Annotated in this window: 10 protein-coding genes; 2 read left to right on the top strand and 8 right to left on the bottom strand. The window is 48.4% G+C overall.

All coding sequences use genetic code 11. The features are described from left to right. Positions 1–294: 294 nt before the first annotated feature. Entirely contained in the window at positions 295–1,608 is a 1,314-nt protein-coding gene (locus FJQ58_RS07640) for an anti-phage deoxyguanosine triphosphatase (RefSeq protein ID WP_139991905.1), read from the bottom strand. A 97-nt stretch (positions 1,609–1,705) separates the two neighbouring features. On the opposite strand from FJQ58_RS07640, the gene FJQ58_RS07635 reads away from it, so the two are divergent. After that, complete coding sequence (locus FJQ58_RS07635) at positions 1,706–2,263, top strand: guanylate kinase (RefSeq protein WP_139991903.1); 558 nt, start codon at positions 1,706–1,708, stop codon at positions 2,261–2,263. Positions 2,264–2,400: 137 nt separating this feature from the next. Here FJQ58_RS07635 and FJQ58_RS07630 read toward each other — a convergent pair whose 3' ends face one another. The 4 genes from FJQ58_RS07630 to FJQ58_RS07615 all read right to left on the bottom strand — a co-directional run bounded on the left by FJQ58_RS07630 (position 2,401) and on the right by FJQ58_RS07615 (position 7,684). Then, positions 2,401–3,231 (bottom strand): carbohydrate ABC transporter permease, encoded by an 831-nt coding sequence (locus FJQ58_RS07630; RefSeq protein WP_139991901.1) that lies wholly within the window; start codon positions 3,229–3,231, stop codon positions 2,401–2,403. 12 nt (positions 3,232–3,243) lie between these two features. Then, positions 3,244–4,143, bottom strand: a complete 900-nt coding sequence (locus FJQ58_RS07625) for a carbohydrate ABC transporter permease (protein WP_139991899.1) — start codon at positions 4,141–4,143, stop codon at positions 3,244–3,246. A gap of 74 nt (positions 4,144–4,217) precedes the next feature. Next, positions 4,218–5,537, bottom strand: coding sequence for an ABC transporter substrate-binding protein (locus tag FJQ58_RS07620; protein ID WP_139991897.1), 1,320 nt, complete (start codon positions 5,535–5,537; stop codon positions 4,218–4,220). A gap of 56 nt (positions 5,538–5,593) precedes the next feature. After that, on the bottom strand, positions 5,594–7,684 hold the full coding sequence (locus tag FJQ58_RS07615; protein WP_139991895.1) for an amylo-alpha-1,6-glucosidase: 2,091 nt from the start codon (positions 7,682–7,684) through the stop codon (positions 5,594–5,596). Between the two features lie 250 nt (positions 7,685–7,934). Between FJQ58_RS07615 and FJQ58_RS07610 the strand changes: the two genes are divergently transcribed. Beyond that, on the top strand, positions 7,935–8,945 hold the full coding sequence (locus FJQ58_RS07610; RefSeq protein WP_139991893.1) for a LacI family DNA-binding transcriptional regulator: 1,011 nt from the start codon (positions 7,935–7,937) through the stop codon (positions 8,943–8,945). A 102-nt stretch (positions 8,946–9,047) separates the two neighbouring features. On the opposite strand, the gene FJQ58_RS07605 is transcribed toward FJQ58_RS07610, so the two are convergent. From FJQ58_RS07605 to FJQ58_RS07595, 3 genes are all read right to left on the bottom strand, one after another. Then, the gene (locus FJQ58_RS07605; RefSeq protein WP_139991891.1) at positions 9,048–10,214 is read right to left on the bottom strand and encodes a Gfo/Idh/MocA family protein; all 1,167 of its coding nucleotides are present in this window, start codon (positions 10,212–10,214) and stop codon (positions 9,048–9,050) included. A gap of 690 nt (positions 10,215–10,904) precedes the next feature. Then, complete coding sequence (locus FJQ58_RS07600; RefSeq protein ID WP_139991889.1) at positions 10,905–15,851, bottom strand: S-layer homology domain-containing protein; 4,947 nt, start codon at positions 15,849–15,851, stop codon at positions 10,905–10,907. Between the two features lie 272 nt (positions 15,852–16,123). Beyond that, positions 16,124–17,008 carry a M48 family metalloprotease gene (locus tag FJQ58_RS07595; protein ID WP_139991887.1) on the bottom strand — a complete coding sequence of 295 codons (885 nt, stop codon included), beginning with the start codon at positions 17,006–17,008 and terminating at the stop codon, positions 16,124–16,126. Positions 17,009–17,052 lie beyond the last annotated feature (44 nt).

Genomic DNA, 17,052 nt, shown 5'->3' with positions numbered 1-17,052 from the left:
TTTTCGCTTATCCCGAAGGATTTGCGAGGCAGTTATTACTCGTTGTTCAGTTTTCAAAGAGCAATCTATTCTTTCGTTCGTGTTGCTTGTTTTGCTTGTCGTCCGCGTGTTTCTCTCGGCCGGAATTAGAATATACCATGTATGAATAGTGTATTGCAAGTCTTTTTTTGAAATAAATAAAGATATTTATGTTTTATAGGTTTTATCATGCTTTTATCTCATTTCTAACGCCTGTTTGGAAGGAAGGGAACAGCTCCTTCAGATAACAGCTGTTCCCTTCCGATGAGTCCTAATTCAGATATCGAACAATCTTCCGCCTGCAGCTTCATATAAGCGAGAATACATTTTTAACGCATAGGTATCCGTCATCCCTGCAATATAATCGCAAACCAGTCTTGCATTCACCCGCTCGCTTGATGCATCCCAGCTTATTTTTCTATTTTCCGGGAGCAGGTTCTTATCATGCACCATAGCATCGAATAGTTTCTCAATGATTTTCCCGCCGCGCCACTCAAAGGTTTGCACCTTTTGCGAGAAAATAACATGCTCCCCAACCAGCGACTTCAAATCCTCCAGCAGCAGCATCGCATCCTCAGGGATGACAGCCTTATAACGCAAACGGTTTGATGAGAACGAGGGCTGAGGCTCCACAATTGTAATCTCATTAATAAAGCCCGATACCAGATCAGCAAACAATGGCTTCGTCTGCACGTTTAAATGACTGCTTTTCTCCATGAAGCTATTCAAGGCCCCAGCGATTCTTGCCGAGGAAACGGATCTATGCCTCTCCGCAATCTCATATAGATGCTCCGATTTAATTAGGTTAAGTTTCACCGCATCTTCTAAGTCATACGTAGCGTAAGCAATATCGTCGGCCAATTCAATGATTGAGCATTCAAAGGTTTTGTTTATTGTTTTTTGGTGCTTACCAGGCTGTTCATCCGATATTTGCTTGAAATAGGCTTGTTCCTCGGCTGTAAAAGCTTCAATGACCCATTCGAATACATGCTCGTCCTCTTCAAAGACACTGCACTTGGGCGGTTTTTCCGGCACGTTCGGGTTATTCAACCGTTTCATGCTGGCTGGGTACTTCAGAATGGACAATAGTACAGCCCGTGTTAAATCAAGTCCCGTTTCCAAATCCCCTTGCCCATTGGTGAGCAGTCTGAACGTATGCGCATTCCCTTCAAAATTAAGGCCAAATTTACTCATACACGAGTTCAGCGCACGCTCTCCCTGATGCCCGAAAGGCGGATGTCCCAAATCATGAGCTAATGCGGCAGCTTCAATAAGGGAAATATCAATCTTGTTTTCCGACTCTTTAAAGATATGATATTTTTCGTTCAAGGTTGTGGCTATTCCTCTTGCGATTTGAGATACTTCAAGGGAATGGGTTAGCCGCGTTCGATGAAAGTCCCCTTCGCTTATGCCGATCACCTGTGTTTTCGACTGCAGACGACGAAAGGCAGCCGAATGAATGACCCTGCCAAAATCACGTTCAAAATCATCGCGGATCGAAATCCGCTGCTTTGCATTTTCTTTATTGATCTGCCTCTGAATATCTGTATCATTATAAAATAAATTCGAAGAGTGTTTATAAAGAATCATAGGCTCGCTCCCAGCTGATTTCAATTAGAGCCATTTTAGCAATATATGGTCATTATTGTAAGTACTATATTAAGAAAAAGTAAAGGAGAGCTTTCGTTTGGGAAAAATATTCGCCTTTTATGGCCCATCCGCTTCGGGCAAATCCGAAATACAAAAACAGCTGATCCATAGCGGCTATCCAAAAATCATTACGGCAACGACAAGACCCCCCAGAGAGCATGAGCAAACGGGGGTTCATTATATTTTTATGGACGCCTTATTATTTAAAGCTTCTATAGAAGCTAATAAATTTATTGAGTGGACGGAGTACAACGGATACTATTACGGAACGCTTAAATCGAGTATCGATGAGGTGTTGAACGCAGCCGGCATTGCCCATATCGTCATGGACCTGGCAGGCGTGCTCGCTCTAAAACAACTTTATTCAAACACAATAGCTATTTATGTCGGCGCAAATATCGAAACGATTGGACGAAGATTAGAAGCAAGAGGAAGCGCAGCAGAAGAAATCCTTAAGCGGGTGAAAAATGCAGAAGAGCTCGAATTAAGCATCGAATATAGGCAATATGCCGATATCATTCTCTGGAATCATGATGGCATAGAGTTCAAAGATACAATGACACGGATTCATGAGCTTATTGAAGCTGAACGTTAGCAGGCTGCCAACCTCCTCGTTACATAACCCACTAGGGACAGAACAACCCTTTATTGTGCTAAAAAAGCGGCCTTCACAGTTTAAAATACTGCGATAAGGCCGCTTTATGTTTGGAAGGCTTTTGGACTGAGTACTCGTTATTTTCCGCCGGTAAACGTTATTCCTTTAATAAAGAAGCGGTTAAAGAATGCATAAATAAGAAGGGCTGGAAGCGTAAACACCATGGAAGCCGCCATAATATAGTTCCAGTGGCTAATATATTGCCCTTTAAAGGTATTAAGTCCAAGCGTCAATGTAAACATAGACTTATCTGACATGAACATGAGCGGCTTGAGGAACTCGTTCCACGCTCCCATGAACACGAAGATCGTCTGCGCTGCAAGCGCAGGAACGGCAAGCGGAAGCGCGATGCGGAAAAACACCCCGAACCGATTCAGTCCGTCCATCTCTGCAGCCTCTTCCAGTTCCTTCGGAAAGCTGAGGAAAAATTGACGCATCATAAATATAAACGTCGCATTTGCCATCATCGGCAAAGTCAGGGCCGCATAGGTGTTCAGCAAGTCAAGCTGCTTCATGATGAGATAGGCGGGCACAATCGTAAGCTGCCCCGGAATCATTTGAACAGCAAGAATCAGAATGAACATGATCTTGTTCCCGGCAAAGTCGATTCGCGCAAGCGCATAACCTGCCATGGAGTTGAACAACGTGTTGCACACCGTGGCCACTACCGCTATAAGCGCACTGTTATACATCCAGCGGAGAAACAGCGGCTCTTTGACGAAAATATCATAGTAGTTCTGAAGGGTGAATTCTTTTGGAATAAAATTAATGCCTCCGGATACAATCTCGCTTAGCGGCTTGAACGAAGAGGACAGCGCCCATAGAAAAGGAGCGACCGTAACGCAGCCGTATGCGAATAAAAGAAAGTAAAGGATCGCTTTTCCCCATTTGGATTGTTGAAATACCACTTAATCGCCCTCCTAGTTCAGCTTCTCTTCGGCAAACAGCTTGCGCTGAATCAACGTAACAATCATAATGACCGCAGCCAGCATGACAGCAAGCGCAGAAGCGTAGCCAAAGTCGAGATTTTTGAATGCATACTGATAAATAAGCAGTGCTACCGTGAGCGTTGAGTTATTCGGTCCGCCTGAGCCCGCAGAGAAAATATAGGACTGGTCAAAGAGCTGGAAGGTCCCGATAATGCCCATGACCACCGTAAAGAAGGTCGCAGGTTTAATTAGCGGCAATGTAATGGAGATGAAGCGCCTCCACGCGCCTGCCCCATCGAGCATCGCCGATTCATACAGCGCATCAGGGATATCCTGGAGCGCTGCCAGAAAGACGACCATAAAAAACGGAGCGGTGGACCATATATTCATAAGCATGATCGCCTTCATGGCGACCGCCGGATCTCCAAGCCAGTTATAGCCATGCAAACCTACAAATTCGAGCACCCGGTTCAGCAGGCCGTTTGAATTGTATATCCACATAAAGATCAGAGACAACACCGCCGATGAGGTAACCGTCGGCATAAAAAACACGATCCGGAAAAAGTTTTTGAATCTTAGCTTTGCATTTAAGATAACAGCAAGCATGATCGCAAAGGCCGTTTGCAGCGGTACCACAAACAACGCGAAGGAAGCCGTATTTTTAAGGGCAATCCATGCACGTTCATCTCCGGCCATCCGGGTGAAGTTGTTTACGCCGATCCACTTGTAGCTGACGTCGCCAAGCAAATTAACTTTGTGTCCCGATAGATAGAGGGAATAGAAAACAGGCAAAAACAAAAAAGTGCCAAGTACTAGAATGGTTGGAAGCAGAAACAGATAACCGGTCGCGTTATTTTTCAGTTTCTTTTTCCATGAAGAGGCCTCAGCCATACCTAATCTTCTCCTTTCACATCATGATCAAAGAATGAAGGAGGGAGCTCTACCTGCTCTCCCTCCCCTTCCTCCTACTTCGCTGCTGCAATTTCCTTGTTCGCAACGGTTTCTGCTTTTTTCATCGCATCCTCAAGCTTGGAATTGCCCATAAACGTGTCTACGAATTGATTGTTGAAGTTGCTCATAATCGTAGGCAGCGTCGAGCCCGCTTGCCAAGGCGTTGCATAGGAAGCGCCTGCTACGATCGCGCTGCGAAGCTCGTCCTTGTCATAGCCTAGCTCCTGTGCGACGGATTTACGAGTAGGAAGCGCAAAGCCTTTGCTCGTCCAGGTTTTCATGCCTTCTTTGCCAGTCAGGAAGGAGATCAGCTGCCATGCAGCTTCTTTCTTCTTCGATTCTTTGTTCATCACGTAAGCTACCGTGAACGCCATTGTGCCTTTCTTTCCGTTTACGGTTGGCAGCTCTGCTGTGCCGTAATCCAAGTCTTTATAGTTCTGTTCAAGGAACGGAATTGCCCAGTTTCCTTCAAATACGATAGAGGCTTTGCCTTGGCCGAACATTTCTCCGCCCCAGCCAGCGCCAACTTCCTTTGGCTCGCCGGAGGCTTTGTCAACATTGTGCATATCCGTTACAAGCTGAAGGCCTTTCAATGCATCCGGGGATGCAAAGGCGGCATTGCCTTCATCATCGGAAACCTTGCCTCCGAAAGCTTGAATCATAAACATTTGACGGGCAAGCTCAGGCGCAACGCCGAAGCCGTAGCGAACGGTTTTGTCGCCTTCTTTTTTCGTCAGTTTAACTGCAGCCTCCTCAAGCTCATCCCACGTAGTCGGAGGCGCGGTAATGCCTGCCTCGGCAAAATCCTTTTTGTTGTAGAACATGGCAAGCGTCGAGAAGTCCTTAGGGAAACCATAGGATACGCCTTCCTGCTTGAACGCGTCTACCATTGGCTGCTCGAAGTCTGCAACGTCAAACTCTGGTGTTACATAGCTGTCCAGCGGCTCAAGCACGTTGCGCTCGATAAGTCCAGGTGCCTCGAAAGCATCCAAGTAAAAAACATCCGGCCCTTCTCCGCCAATGAGTCTAGTCTTGATTACGTCCATATACTGATCGGCAATGACCTCGTAGTTGACCTTCACATTCGGATATTTGGTTTCAAATTCCTTAAGCGTCTGGTTCAGCAGGTCCTGCTCTTCCGGGCTTGCGCCCCAGCCTGCCAGCGTGACCGTAACTTGCTCGGCAGCCGGTTCTTTTGTTGCCTCTTGCTTGGTTCCATTATTTGTTTCTGTTGAACCTGTGCCGGCGTTGTTTTCATTTTTGCCACAAGCGGACAAAATAAGGACAACTGCCAACATGAAAGACAAGACCAAAACCCCTGATTTCTTCCTCATACATACAACCTCCTTAAGTAATGTGAATCATGTATATATTAACGATTGCGTAAAACCTAAGAGATCAGCTCATAACCGGTTGAGTTGGCTAAAATCTCAACCTTCGGCCCCTCTGCTCCGCGAGTGACGCGAAGGCTGAGCGTACCGCTGCCGATTTGTAGACGCTCCACTTTCAGCATGTTCATGCCATGGAGCAAAGCCGGCTTGATTGTAATTTGACGCGATAAGCCATCCGGCCGCAGGCCCAGCAACGCCTGTACAAAGGTCAGCGGCGTACCCGCTGCCCATGCTTGCGGCGAACAAGCCACAGGGTATGGAACCGGAGCACCAAGAGAATCGTCATACCCGCAGAACAGCTCGGGCAGCCTATAGTATTCGAATTTTTCAGCGGCGTTCAGCAAGCCTTGCATCACCGTAACTGCTTCCTCTGCAAATCCGCCTTGGCTCAGGCCAAGCAGGCACATCGAATTGTCATGCGGCCAGATGCTTCCGTCATGGTAGCTCATCGGGTTATAGCCAGATGCATCCGTGCTCATCGTCCGAATGCCGTAGCCGCCAAACATATCAGGAGCAATCAAGCGCTCAGCCACAGCCTTTGCACGCTCGGGAGAGGCTATACCTGACATTAGAATATGACCAGCATTCGAGGTTACCGAGTCGACCCGCTTCTTCTCCTTATCGAGTGCAATGGCGTAAAACTGCTCATCCTCCATCCAGAAGTCGCGCTCAAAGCGTTCACGCAGCAGCTCTGCTTCGGATAGCATGCCATCCGCCTGTTCTTCATGACCCAAGCTTCTAAAAATAGGGGCAAGACGAGTAAGCGCTTGATACACATAGCCTTGAACCTCGACAAGCGCGATCGGAGCCTCCGCATAATCTCCGCTGCGATGAACGACTGAATCCGCAGAATCCTTCCAGCCTTGATTCGCAATCCCTTTGGATGACTTCTGATAATATTCCACAAAGGAATCCTCGTCGCAGTCGCCAAATGCTTGGATCCACTTCAGTGCGGCATCCAAATGCGGCATTAACGTGCTTACAAATGCTGCATCACCTGTCCAGTGATAATATTCAGCGGCAAGCAGTAAAAATAGCGGCGTCGCATCAATCGTTCCATAGTAAGGCGTAAATGGTACCTGATTTGTTCCAGCCAATTCGCCATAGCGAATTTCATGCATGATTTTGCCTGGCTGCTCATCTCGCCACTCATCCTCATTCTGGCCCTGATAAGCAGCTAGCGTGAGCAGCGTGCCTTTGGCGATTTGCGGATTCAAGGAAAGCATTTGCAGGGCGGCAATCAGGCTATCGCGGCCGAAAGGCACTGAGAACCAAGGCAAGCCCGCAACCGGAAACGCCCCGTATCCAAGATCTGTAAGCAATACGCGCAAATCCTGCACACCACGATGGTAGAGCTTATCGAACAGCGGCACATCACTCTGAATCACTGTGGATGACTCATTCCAATCTTGATAAGATGCTCTTAGCTTCTTCATCGCTTCCACAGCCTCATGCTGCTTCGGCTCTGCGCCATCGATAATCGGCGCTATAAAGAAAGCGATTTCAGCGTTTTCCCGATGATTCAGCTTTACATCGAAATGCAGTTCCCCAGACTCGCTAATCAGGCTCTCTGGCGTATTCCATTTAATTTTCGTTTCGCGGCGCACGCCATCTGCTCCAAGATACCCGATTATTCTTTGCCCTTGGCCGATCTGATCTCCCGTCTTGCTGCCCAGCTCGCCATATTGAAAGCCGCGCACGACGAACATATCGGCAAAATCCGCATCGAGCAGCACGGAAAAATCGAATTGTACAGCTTTCGGATAGTAGCTGGTAAGCTTCAACGTCTCATATAGCGCTCCTTCGTAGATGAAGCGCGTACGCTCGACCTCTACGGATTCACGCCAAAGCTGAAGCTCGCCATTCTCTTCCATATGCGGATTAGTTAGGCGAAAGGTTGAAATATAATTCTCGTCGGCAGCGGAAGATAGTAGAATCGGCTTCTGGCCATTGATCCGAATTTCCATTCTGCTTAAGAACCGTGTATCTCTCGTGTAGAGACCTAGTCCTGCAACATCACCTGCAGGAATGTTGCCATCCCTGTCCGTCATGAGGAATAAATCATTTTCTTTGATGACTCGATAATCCAAGCTTTCCCCTCATTTCTTACGTTAATAGCTTACTATGCGCAAAATTACTATTCGTTATCCGAAACGTTTCGGAAAAGAGACAAAAAAATAGGCAGCTGTAATGTGAAACTAGGCATTCCAGCTATCCAAAACGTTTCGGATACGATATAATCGAATTATAGATCATGATGAAAGCATTTACAAGCCCGAATTTATAATTTCATTTTTCACATTTAACACGTTGAGATTTACGATATTCCGGAGGTATTCTATGGTCACGATTAAAGATATTGCCAAATCAGCCGGTGTTTCCGTTACGACCGTGTCCCGCGCTTTGAATGGCTATGACGATGTTAACGAAGGCACACGGCTCAAAATTCGCACCATTGCAGATCAGCTCGGCTACAGTCCCAACATGGCTGCGAGATCATTGATTTCCAAAAAAACAAAAACACTCGGACTGCTTCTCTCCAATGTGACAAGAGCCAGCTCTAAGGACAATATCGCCTTTGAGGTTCTATGCGGAATTAACGATCGTTCCGGGGAGCTCGATTACGATCTCGTGTTATTCAGCACGACTCCTCAGAAGCAAACCATCAAATCTTACAAAACCTTATGCCAGGAACGCGGAGTTGATGGGGTTATCATCATGGGCATTCGTTTGGATGACCCGTATTTGAAAGAAATTGTATCGTCGGATATTCCATGCGTGCTCATTGATATTACGTTGGAGGGACCGCAGGTCGGTTATGTCACGTCTGACAACCTAAATGGTGCAGTCGCTGCTGTAGACCATCTGCTCCAAAACGGGCATCGCCACATTGCGATGATTAACGGCCATGCCCAAGCGGATGTAAGCTTGCTGCGGCTGGAGGGCTATCGTCAAGCGCTTCATAATAGCGCCATTCCCTTCGATGATTCGCTGGTGGTCGACGGCCGATTCTCCGAGCAAGGCGGGCATGACGCCGCTATCGAAATCTTATCCAGCAAGCCGGAGGTCACCGCTTTATTTTGCGCGAGTGATTTAATGGCAATTGGAGCTATGCAGGGCGTAAAAGACATGGGCAAACAAGTGCCTCAGGATATCTCGATCATTGGCTTTGACAACATCGACCTGACTGCTTATTGCACGCCGGCGCTGACTACGGTTCACCAGCATAAGTACGAGCTCGGCTTTCATGCCGCCCAAGTGCTTATCGACCTGCTTGAAGGCAAAGAAGTTACTCATCATGTGATGCTGGCTACCGAGGTTATAGCGAGGGACAGTGTCCGCAAGCTGTGAATTCCTTTGAGGTTTTAGTTGTTACGACTAAATTCAATAGCCAAAAGAAGAGGCCGCTGTCAGCTGGCAGCCTCTTCCTTTGAGCTGTAAAAACGACTTGCTCTACTCTTCTACCGTCACCCACCGCTGCTGCTCATGGCTCTTAAGGATCGCCTCCATTATGCACATGGATACGTGCCCGTCCGCAAAGGTTGCGAAGCTCGGCGTATCCTTTAACGGATCTTTGCCATCCCGAATAAAGTGATAATATTGCATCATCATATTTTTGACTGAGTCCGGCCATCCCTCCGTATGTCCTCCGGGATGGTGAATCGAAGGCCTTGCTTTCTTGAGAAACAAAGCCGGATCAGCCATTAGCAGCTCATTCGAGCGATCGCGATGTCCAATCCAAAGCTTGGCAGGCTCCTCCTGCTTCCAGTAAGCCGATTTTCGAGTGCCATTCAGCTCAAAGCTAAGCGCGTTCTTGCGGCCAGCACTGACTTGGGATACGGTAAAAACACCCCTGCTGCCATCGTCAAAACGAATCAGTACCGAAGCGTAATCCTCTGTATGAATTGGAATTTCCTCATACTGCTCTGCCACAGTTTCGTTAGTTGCGCTGAACGTTTCCGTCTGGGAAAGCGGTTTTTTCCGGATGGGAAACACCGTCCACAGATCTGCGAACACCTGTGTAATTTTTTTGCCCGTTACATATTGGACAGTATCGCACCAATGCGAGCCGATATCGGCTACCGCACGTGACCTGCCACCGCTCTCATCCTCCAAACGCCAATTATAGTCCGTATCGTAGAGCATCCAGTCCTGCAAATAGCTGCCATGGATCAGATTGATTTTGCCAAATTCATTTTGCTTCACCATCTCCGCCAGCTGCCTCATCATGGGAAACTGGCGATAATTAAAATTCACGCCATGAACGACGCCATATTTCCTTGCCAATGCCAGCAGCTCCCTCGATTCCGAGCTCGACATGGCAAGCGGCTTCTCGGAGAGCACATGCTTCCCGCTCTCAATAATCTCTCGGTTAATCTGCACATGAAGATGATTAGGCGTGCAATTATGGACGACATCAATGTCAGGGTTGCGAAGAAGCTCCCGATAATCTCCATAAGCTAGAGGTACACCTAACTCCTCCGCCTTAAGGTCCGCTTTTTCCTGCGTGCTTTGTGCCACTGCGACGACTTCAACAAACTCCAATCTGCGCACAGCCTCTATATGGGCCGGCCCGATAAAGCCGTTCCCGATCACTCCAGCTCTAATTTTATCTGCCATCTCGCTCACCACTTTCTACCCGTCGAGCAACCCACTGAATAATCGTTGCCTATGCTATTACTCACGTACTACCCACTCCGAAGCTTTGTTAAACTTTTGGAGTATGCTCATACAAACGGGCAAAGCCGCAGATTGGTTGTTTTCAATAAAATATCTTGCTTAATGGCCTATCTATCATGAGGTGCAATATTCAACAACACTATTCGTGCAAAAGGCGAGTTGCTAGCTGTTTTCATTCGATGAGTTGATTTTTCGTAAGGTAATGATGTCGTCTGTGCTGAAAATTTTGCTGCGGTTCATTTAACGGGAATATGTCCCGCTATTTTAATCAATTACGCAATTTCAGGTCATTTAGATGGAATTTTTCCCTCTAATACGGACAATTCCAACCCAAATGGTGTAAAACCGTCGGATTAACGGTATTAATTCCACCTATTACATATCACAAGCGAATAACGTTAGTTTAGCGGGAGAAATTCCTTCTAAATTCAGGGCTCAAATCGAAAGAAGACCTTTTACATGTTGAGTAAGGTATTAATGAAGCCTGCTCAATGGCCATGATCGACAAAAGGCTGCCCCACAGCCGTTAAACACCGCTGTAGGACAGCCCCACCCTGCTAAGTTTTCTTATTTGGCACCAAAGTTTGTGTATGCCTCGGATATCGAATGTCCAACGTTACCGTTATTCGCTTAAATCAAATCCGATTTTTGTAATAAACGCTGCACCAGTACAGCAACTTCTGCACGGGTAAGGATGGCTTTAGGCGCCAGCTCGCTAGGCGTTCTTCCTTTGGCGAGCCCGCTCTGCAAGCAATCTGCAATACCGCTTAGCGCCCAGTCCGCAACCAACGCTCGATCCGCGAACCCTTGCAGCAGCGTTTCCGTATTGGCAGCAGGCCATTTATCCTTTAAGCCCGTAAGCTTCATTGCTTTGGCTAGAATCGTCATCGCCTGCTCTCGCGATAGGAGTGCTCCCGGACGGAAGGTGCCATCCTCGAACCCTTCGATTAAACCGTTGGCATGCGCAGTCTGAACTGCAGTCGCATACCAGGCTGTTTGATTGACATCATTAAATGGAACGATTTCCTTCACTGGCTTAAGTCCCAACGCCCGAACGAGCATCGCTGCAAACTCGCTGCGCGTAACTCCCTGATCAGGTTGGTACCGCCCCTCGGAAGCTCCGTTAACGATCAGTCGGCTGCTCAGTTCTTTAACTGCCGCTTCCGACCAATGCCCCTTCATATCCTTAAACGAAACCTTAAATTGAACGAGCGAATACATACTGTTCGTTAAGCTGCTTATTTCGGCAAAAGCTTTGCCATCCATCTGCACAATCTTGGTCGGCACATGGCGTACCGAGCCATCCGGATCTACCACAATTCCGGTCGTATTTTCATCCACACTAATGCCGTCAGTTAGAATAATCTTTCTCTTCACATAACGATTAAAGCTATCGATAGCTACTCTCTTCTCTCCAAAGCTCGCCGAAACTGTAAAATCAAGAGCTGAACCTACCAGCGTAAAGCCGCCTGTCAATGCCGCTGCTTTCAAAAGCTGCTGCATCTCCTCATTTGGCTTATTAATAGCCAATTCAATTTTTATCGCCGAACGCTCAGCTGCTGCCCAAACATCTGTTTTAATACTTTTTGCAGGCAACGTGTAAGTACCAGCTTCTGTTTGAAGCTCAATGACAGCATCCTTGTTCTGTAAGTGATCCAGCAGTTCACCCGTTAACTCGGCAATAAACTGATCCGGAGACGATTCCGCACGAATGGTAATAACCGCTTGTTCTCCTTCCGCAGCCAGCTTACTCGCCAGCTTCACAGGATCGAGCTTAACCGTCGTTGCGGTTTTCCCGTCCTTTACGGACGTTTCAATGGTTCCTAGCTGCTCTGCCCTGCCATTTACTAATACTTTAAAATCCGTGCTTGTCGGTTTATTCGGCTGTGGCGGAGTGGTTGGTCCTACAGGTGAACCCCCTGCCGTTGGAACAACGCTTCTTTCAACAGATGCAAGACTATCACCCGCCTCGCCATAAGCCTTAATTACAAAATAATACGTCTGCCCATTGCTTAAGCCTTTGGCTACATAAGAATAAACAGAGCTGGTGACGGTAGCTGCTTCATGATCATACACGCCAGAAGTTGTGCTGATGAAGATTTTATAACCCGAAGCGCCATCTACAGCAGTCCAGCTCAAGCTGGCCTCTCCATTTCCAGCTGCTATTTCATTCAAAGCAGGCGGCAACAGCTGATCCACAGGATCAGTGGGGTCTGTTGGGTCCGTTGGGTCCGTTGGGTCCGTTGGGTCCAAGTATGGCTTCATGTAGTCTACTAATCGGTTTGCGATTTTCGTATGGCCAGCCGCAGAGGGATGCAGGCTGTCCACGAAATCTGCTGACGGATAATTGGCTACCCAACCAGTCGTATCCACATAATGCAGCAGCTTGTCGCCTGCGCTGATTCGGCTGTTTACCGCCGCTAGCGTCGGATCTGCTTTGAAGCCGCCTAGCGTTCTCAGCACAAACAGATGTGCAGCCGGAAATTTAGCCCGAATATCCGCTAGAAAGGCCGTATACGTATTTTGAAAATCCTCATCACTCACATTGAACTTCGCATCATTCGTGCCCAGATTAATAACAATGGCCGTTGGCTCATAAGTACTGAAATTCCATGCAGGAGAACCCGGATAGTCCCCGGTTTGCAGCTTGAAATATTGCTCGCTCATCCCAAGTGCATTAGGCGCGTAGCAGGCCACCCCCGTCTGCAAACAGATGCCCGTATACGCAACTTGCGTATGATCCGCGTTTAACTTCTCGCCTGCCTGCCACGCATACGAGGCGATCGATACATCCGGAGTCATATAGCCCACCGTGATGGAATCGCCAATAAATTCAATGAAGTGCTCTCTTTCAGGCATTGGTACTGTAGCCGCCCCATCGTCAAGCAGCAACCCTTCAAAAGCAAGCACATCCTTCACGTCCCGTGAAGAAACTGTCAGCGTATGGTTTCCTTCTTCTAATGGAGTCGGCGTCAACAAGACCGTGCCGTTCACGCCTATATATGGCTTGTACTCGCCGTCATCCACCTTGACAAAAAGATCCGTTTCGCCCGCCAGCTTTAATCTCACATTCGTTCCCGTAAAGCCCACTCGCAGAGAAGCCCCCGGCCAATAGCTGCTGTATGTGCTTGAGGAGCTTTTGTCCCAGCGTCCGATGTATTGGATATGGCTATCGTCTGGCGTTACCAGAGCCATCGGTCCCTCCGGCTCTGTCACCGTTACCGCTGCCGTTGCGCTTAGATCGCCGTCTTGCGTTTTTGCCGTAATCGTTGCCGTTCCTAGCCCCATGGCGGTGACAAGCCCGCCATTACTAACAGTAGCTACATTCACGTTGCTCGATGACCATCTTACTTTTTTGTTCGTCGTCTGCTCCGGAAGCAGAGAGGCACTCAACTGCTCCGTATTGCCTGTTGCCACTGAAAATGCCGACTTATTGAGCGTAATGCTGTCGGCAAACACCTCTGGGCCATACACTTCTAACTCCCAAAGCGAATACCCGTAGACCGTCGCTCTTGCCGTCCCGTACATGCGCACATAACGAGCACTCGTTTCGTTGAACGAAATGGTCTCGACTCCTCCTTTTCCACTCGTTGTGCTGTATACGGACTGCCAGTTAGCCTCGCTGCTAATATCGTTAGCGACTTGGATCTGATAGCTTTTGCCATAGGCGCCCTCCCAATAGAGCTTTACCTGGTTTATCGCTTTGCTCTCGCCAAGATCGACATAAATCCAGCTCGGATCGATGCCCCGTTTGGAGCCAAAGCGTGTCGCCAGATTGCCGTCATTTACGTAACTCGAGGTATCCACCGTACCATCATTGGATGAGCCAACGGCAGGCTGGCCCAGCGCCAGATTCGTCCGTGTTCTTGGCTCCGGGTTTTGCACCGGTTTAATCGTGACGCCGCTGTAATGCTCCTTGCTCAGGAAGTTCATCTCATGCAGAGTCGTTGCAGGAGCAGATTTGCCCGGCAAATAAATATTTTCAAAAGTAATATCCGAAATTTCTGCCCCTTCCATCCCCTTCAGCTTGGAGAAGCCTTCCCCAATATCACGTACCGTGATGTTCTTAACCGTTACACCTGTAATTGGCCCAACACCTGCATTGCCGCCATTGATCGTAAACATGGTCATCCATGCACTGTTGTCTTCGTTGCTGCCGCTAATATCTTCAACGTCCATATTCTCGAATCTCACGTTGCTGATGGTGCCCGCTCCATATTTATGATGGATCGCAAAGCCAACCGCAGCCTTGTAAACGACCCCATTCTTGAACGTAATGTTTTGCTGGTCCTGCATGACGCCTTGACCCATTTTGTAGCCGTAGCATAGCGTCCATGAAATGGCATCCTCGATTAGCACGTTCTGAACCGGCTCGGGACTGCCCGGCCACGGCACTTTCCCAGAGGAGATGTCCGTATCCTCGCGCCACGCCTTCGTTGAATATGGATCATCGAGGGCAATGCCAATGGAATTGCGTACGACCACGTTTTGCGATTCGCAAATATCAATGCCGTCGTTCTCGCCCATGCCGAGGCTGTTGAACATTTTTAAATTGGTAAATATCAGATCATTAGAGCGAGTCGGTACGATTGCCCAGCCCGCCGATTCCCGAACCGTAATGCCATCCATTTTAAAATGAGACGTAGCGATAGGCACGATCAGATTGTTGATCATCCCCTTGCCATTCGTGCTTTTATCATCGTGCAGCGCTTGCCCGTTGCCGTCGATCGTCCCTCGCCCGTAAATTTTAATATTCGTTGAGTTAAAAGCGGTGGAAATCCACCATGTCGCCGGCCTTCCCATCGAATCCTTAAACCAATGCTCGGTGTAATCCGCCGTCTTTCCCGTTGCGACAAAGGTCGCGCCTGGCTGCATGTAGAGCGCCGTATTGCTTTTCAGCACCAAATTCCCAATGTAGTACGTGCCGCAAGGAACATACACGATGCCTTGCTTCCCGTTCCCTTGTGCGGTGCCGTAGCTGCTCGCATCTTCAATGGCTTGCTGAAGCGCAGCCGTTCTTCCCGCCACCCCCGTTTTCTCCCCCGTCGTAGTCACGTTGTACGGAGCGGCAGTCACATTATATATGCCCACGCCGGAGGCATTCGGAACATCGGTCTCTGCCGGATCGGCTGCGATGACCATACGCGTTGCCCGGTTGTTCATCATAATGATCAAATATTCATCCTTCTGCGTCGTAAACGTAATTGTGCGGCCGACAACCGAGTCCGGCGTAATGCCCAGCTTCTTCGGGCTTATCGAATATTCATGCACCTTATCCGTATTCAGTATGGTCAGCTCATACGTTACGGGACCGTCCGATACCGAGAAGCTCGCATAATCGTAATCGCTAAAGCCTTTGACCACCGGAATGTCCACCCCGTTGGCCTTTAAGGAATAGTTTGTTGAAGCCGCATATTTTGCTGACGGCTGATAAGAATACACGGTAGCCGGAGCCGCTCCTGCGGCTGCTGCCTCCCCCGCTGCTGCCTGCGCGACAGGCGTTGGAATCATAACCACAGACGCCAGAACCGCTATCGCTAATGCAAAGCAAAACCATTTTCGTACCGTTAACATCATTTCACATCCCCCTTCACCACTTTTGAAAGCACTTACACAAATAAGTATAGTGGTAATAAGGAGACGACCTAATGCGGTAAATCCCACATTATGGACAGCAATCTTTAGCATTTCGCCAGGAACGTCATCGAATAGACAAGCATGGGATAAGCAAAAACCCCCTGATCAAGGGGGTTCAAAAGAAATACCTTTTAATTTTATGATAAAAATGGGGCAATAAATTAGCGTATGGCTCCTTGCGCTTTAGAAATAAGCTGCCAATTCTGCCTTAGCTACATCCGGCCCAGCCGCTCGATTCTAGATTCAAGTGAAGGATGAGTGCTGAACCAGCTGGTTTGCTTTATTTTGCGATACTTGCTGAACGGACTGGAAATATAAAGCGACGCCGTCGCTTTGCGGGCTTTGCGCACATCCAGGCTGCTTGCGCTAATTTTGCGAAGAGCGTTCTGCAGGCCCAGCGAGTTACGGGTCAGCTCCACAGCTGTTGCATCAGCCAAATATTCGCGGTTTCGGGAAACCGCCAGATGGACGAATCTTGCTGCAAGCGGAGACAATAACACGAACACAAGTGCAATAATATAGACCGCAGGATGGGTCTTCTTATCATTGCCTCTCCTCTGAACGAAGAGCATGCGGGTTCCGATATCGGCGATGATGACAACGACGGAGACGAGCGCAATCGTAATGGTCATTAGCCGAATGTCATAATTTCGAATATGTGCGATTTCATGGGCAGCAACGGCCTCAAGCTCCTCCCGGTTCAACTGCTCCAGCAGGCCGGTCGTAAAGGCGACCGCTCCTTTCTCGGGCTTGATACCCGTGGCGAAAGCATTCGGCGAAGGATCGTTAACGACGTAAATCTTCGGTACGGGTATCCGCGCAGGAATGCATAGCTCCTCCACGATATGATACAGCTGCTTATATTTCTGCGGACTTGCCAGCGTCGCTCCTGACATCCGAAGCACCTGTGAGCTTGCGGACCAATACGTTATTGGCAAATAAAATACCAAAATGACAGCAGCCAAAATAGTCCCGGGCCATAGCTCGCCGGAGCTTAAATACCCGATTGCCGTGCCCGCTCCAAGCACGATCACGCCAAAGAGCAGGACAAGCAGCAGCGTTTTCCGCTTATTTTGTTCAATCTGTTTATACAGCATAGCTGACATCCTTTGCTTTGGCGCACATGGGTGTCGCCTTAATT

This window comes from Paenibacillus paridis, from assembly GCF_006345825.1.
In the GTDB taxonomy this organism is placed as follows: domain Bacteria; phylum Bacillota; class Bacilli; order Paenibacillales; family Paenibacillaceae; genus Pristimantibacillus; species Pristimantibacillus paridis.
This window is presented reverse-complemented; position numbering and strand designations above follow the sequence as displayed.

Coding starts and splice junctions, on each gene's coding strand:
- FJQ58_RS07640 (WP_139991905.1), bottom strand. CDS start 1,608: ATGATTCTTTATAAACACTCTTCGAATTTATTTTATAATGATACAGAT.
- FJQ58_RS07625 (WP_139991899.1), bottom strand. CDS start 4,143: ATGGCTGAGGCCTCTTCATGGAAAAAGAAACTGAAAAATAACGCGACC.
- FJQ58_RS07620 (WP_139991897.1), bottom strand. CDS start 5,537: ATGAGGAAGAAATCAGGGGTTTTGGTCTTGTCTTTCATGTTGGCAGTT.
- FJQ58_RS07610 (WP_139991893.1), top strand. CDS start 7,935: ATGGTCACGATTAAAGATATTGCCAAATCAGCCGGTGTTTCCGTTACG.
- FJQ58_RS07605 (WP_139991891.1), bottom strand. CDS start 10,214: ATGGCAGATAAAATTAGAGCTGGAGTGATCGGGAACGGCTTTATCGGG.
- FJQ58_RS07600 (WP_139991889.1), bottom strand. CDS start 15,851: ATGATGTTAACGGTACGAAAATGGTTTTGCTTTGCATTAGCGATAGCG.
- FJQ58_RS07595 (WP_139991887.1), bottom strand. CDS start 17,008: ATGCTGTATAAACAGATTGAACAAAATAAGCGGAAAACGCTGCTGCTT.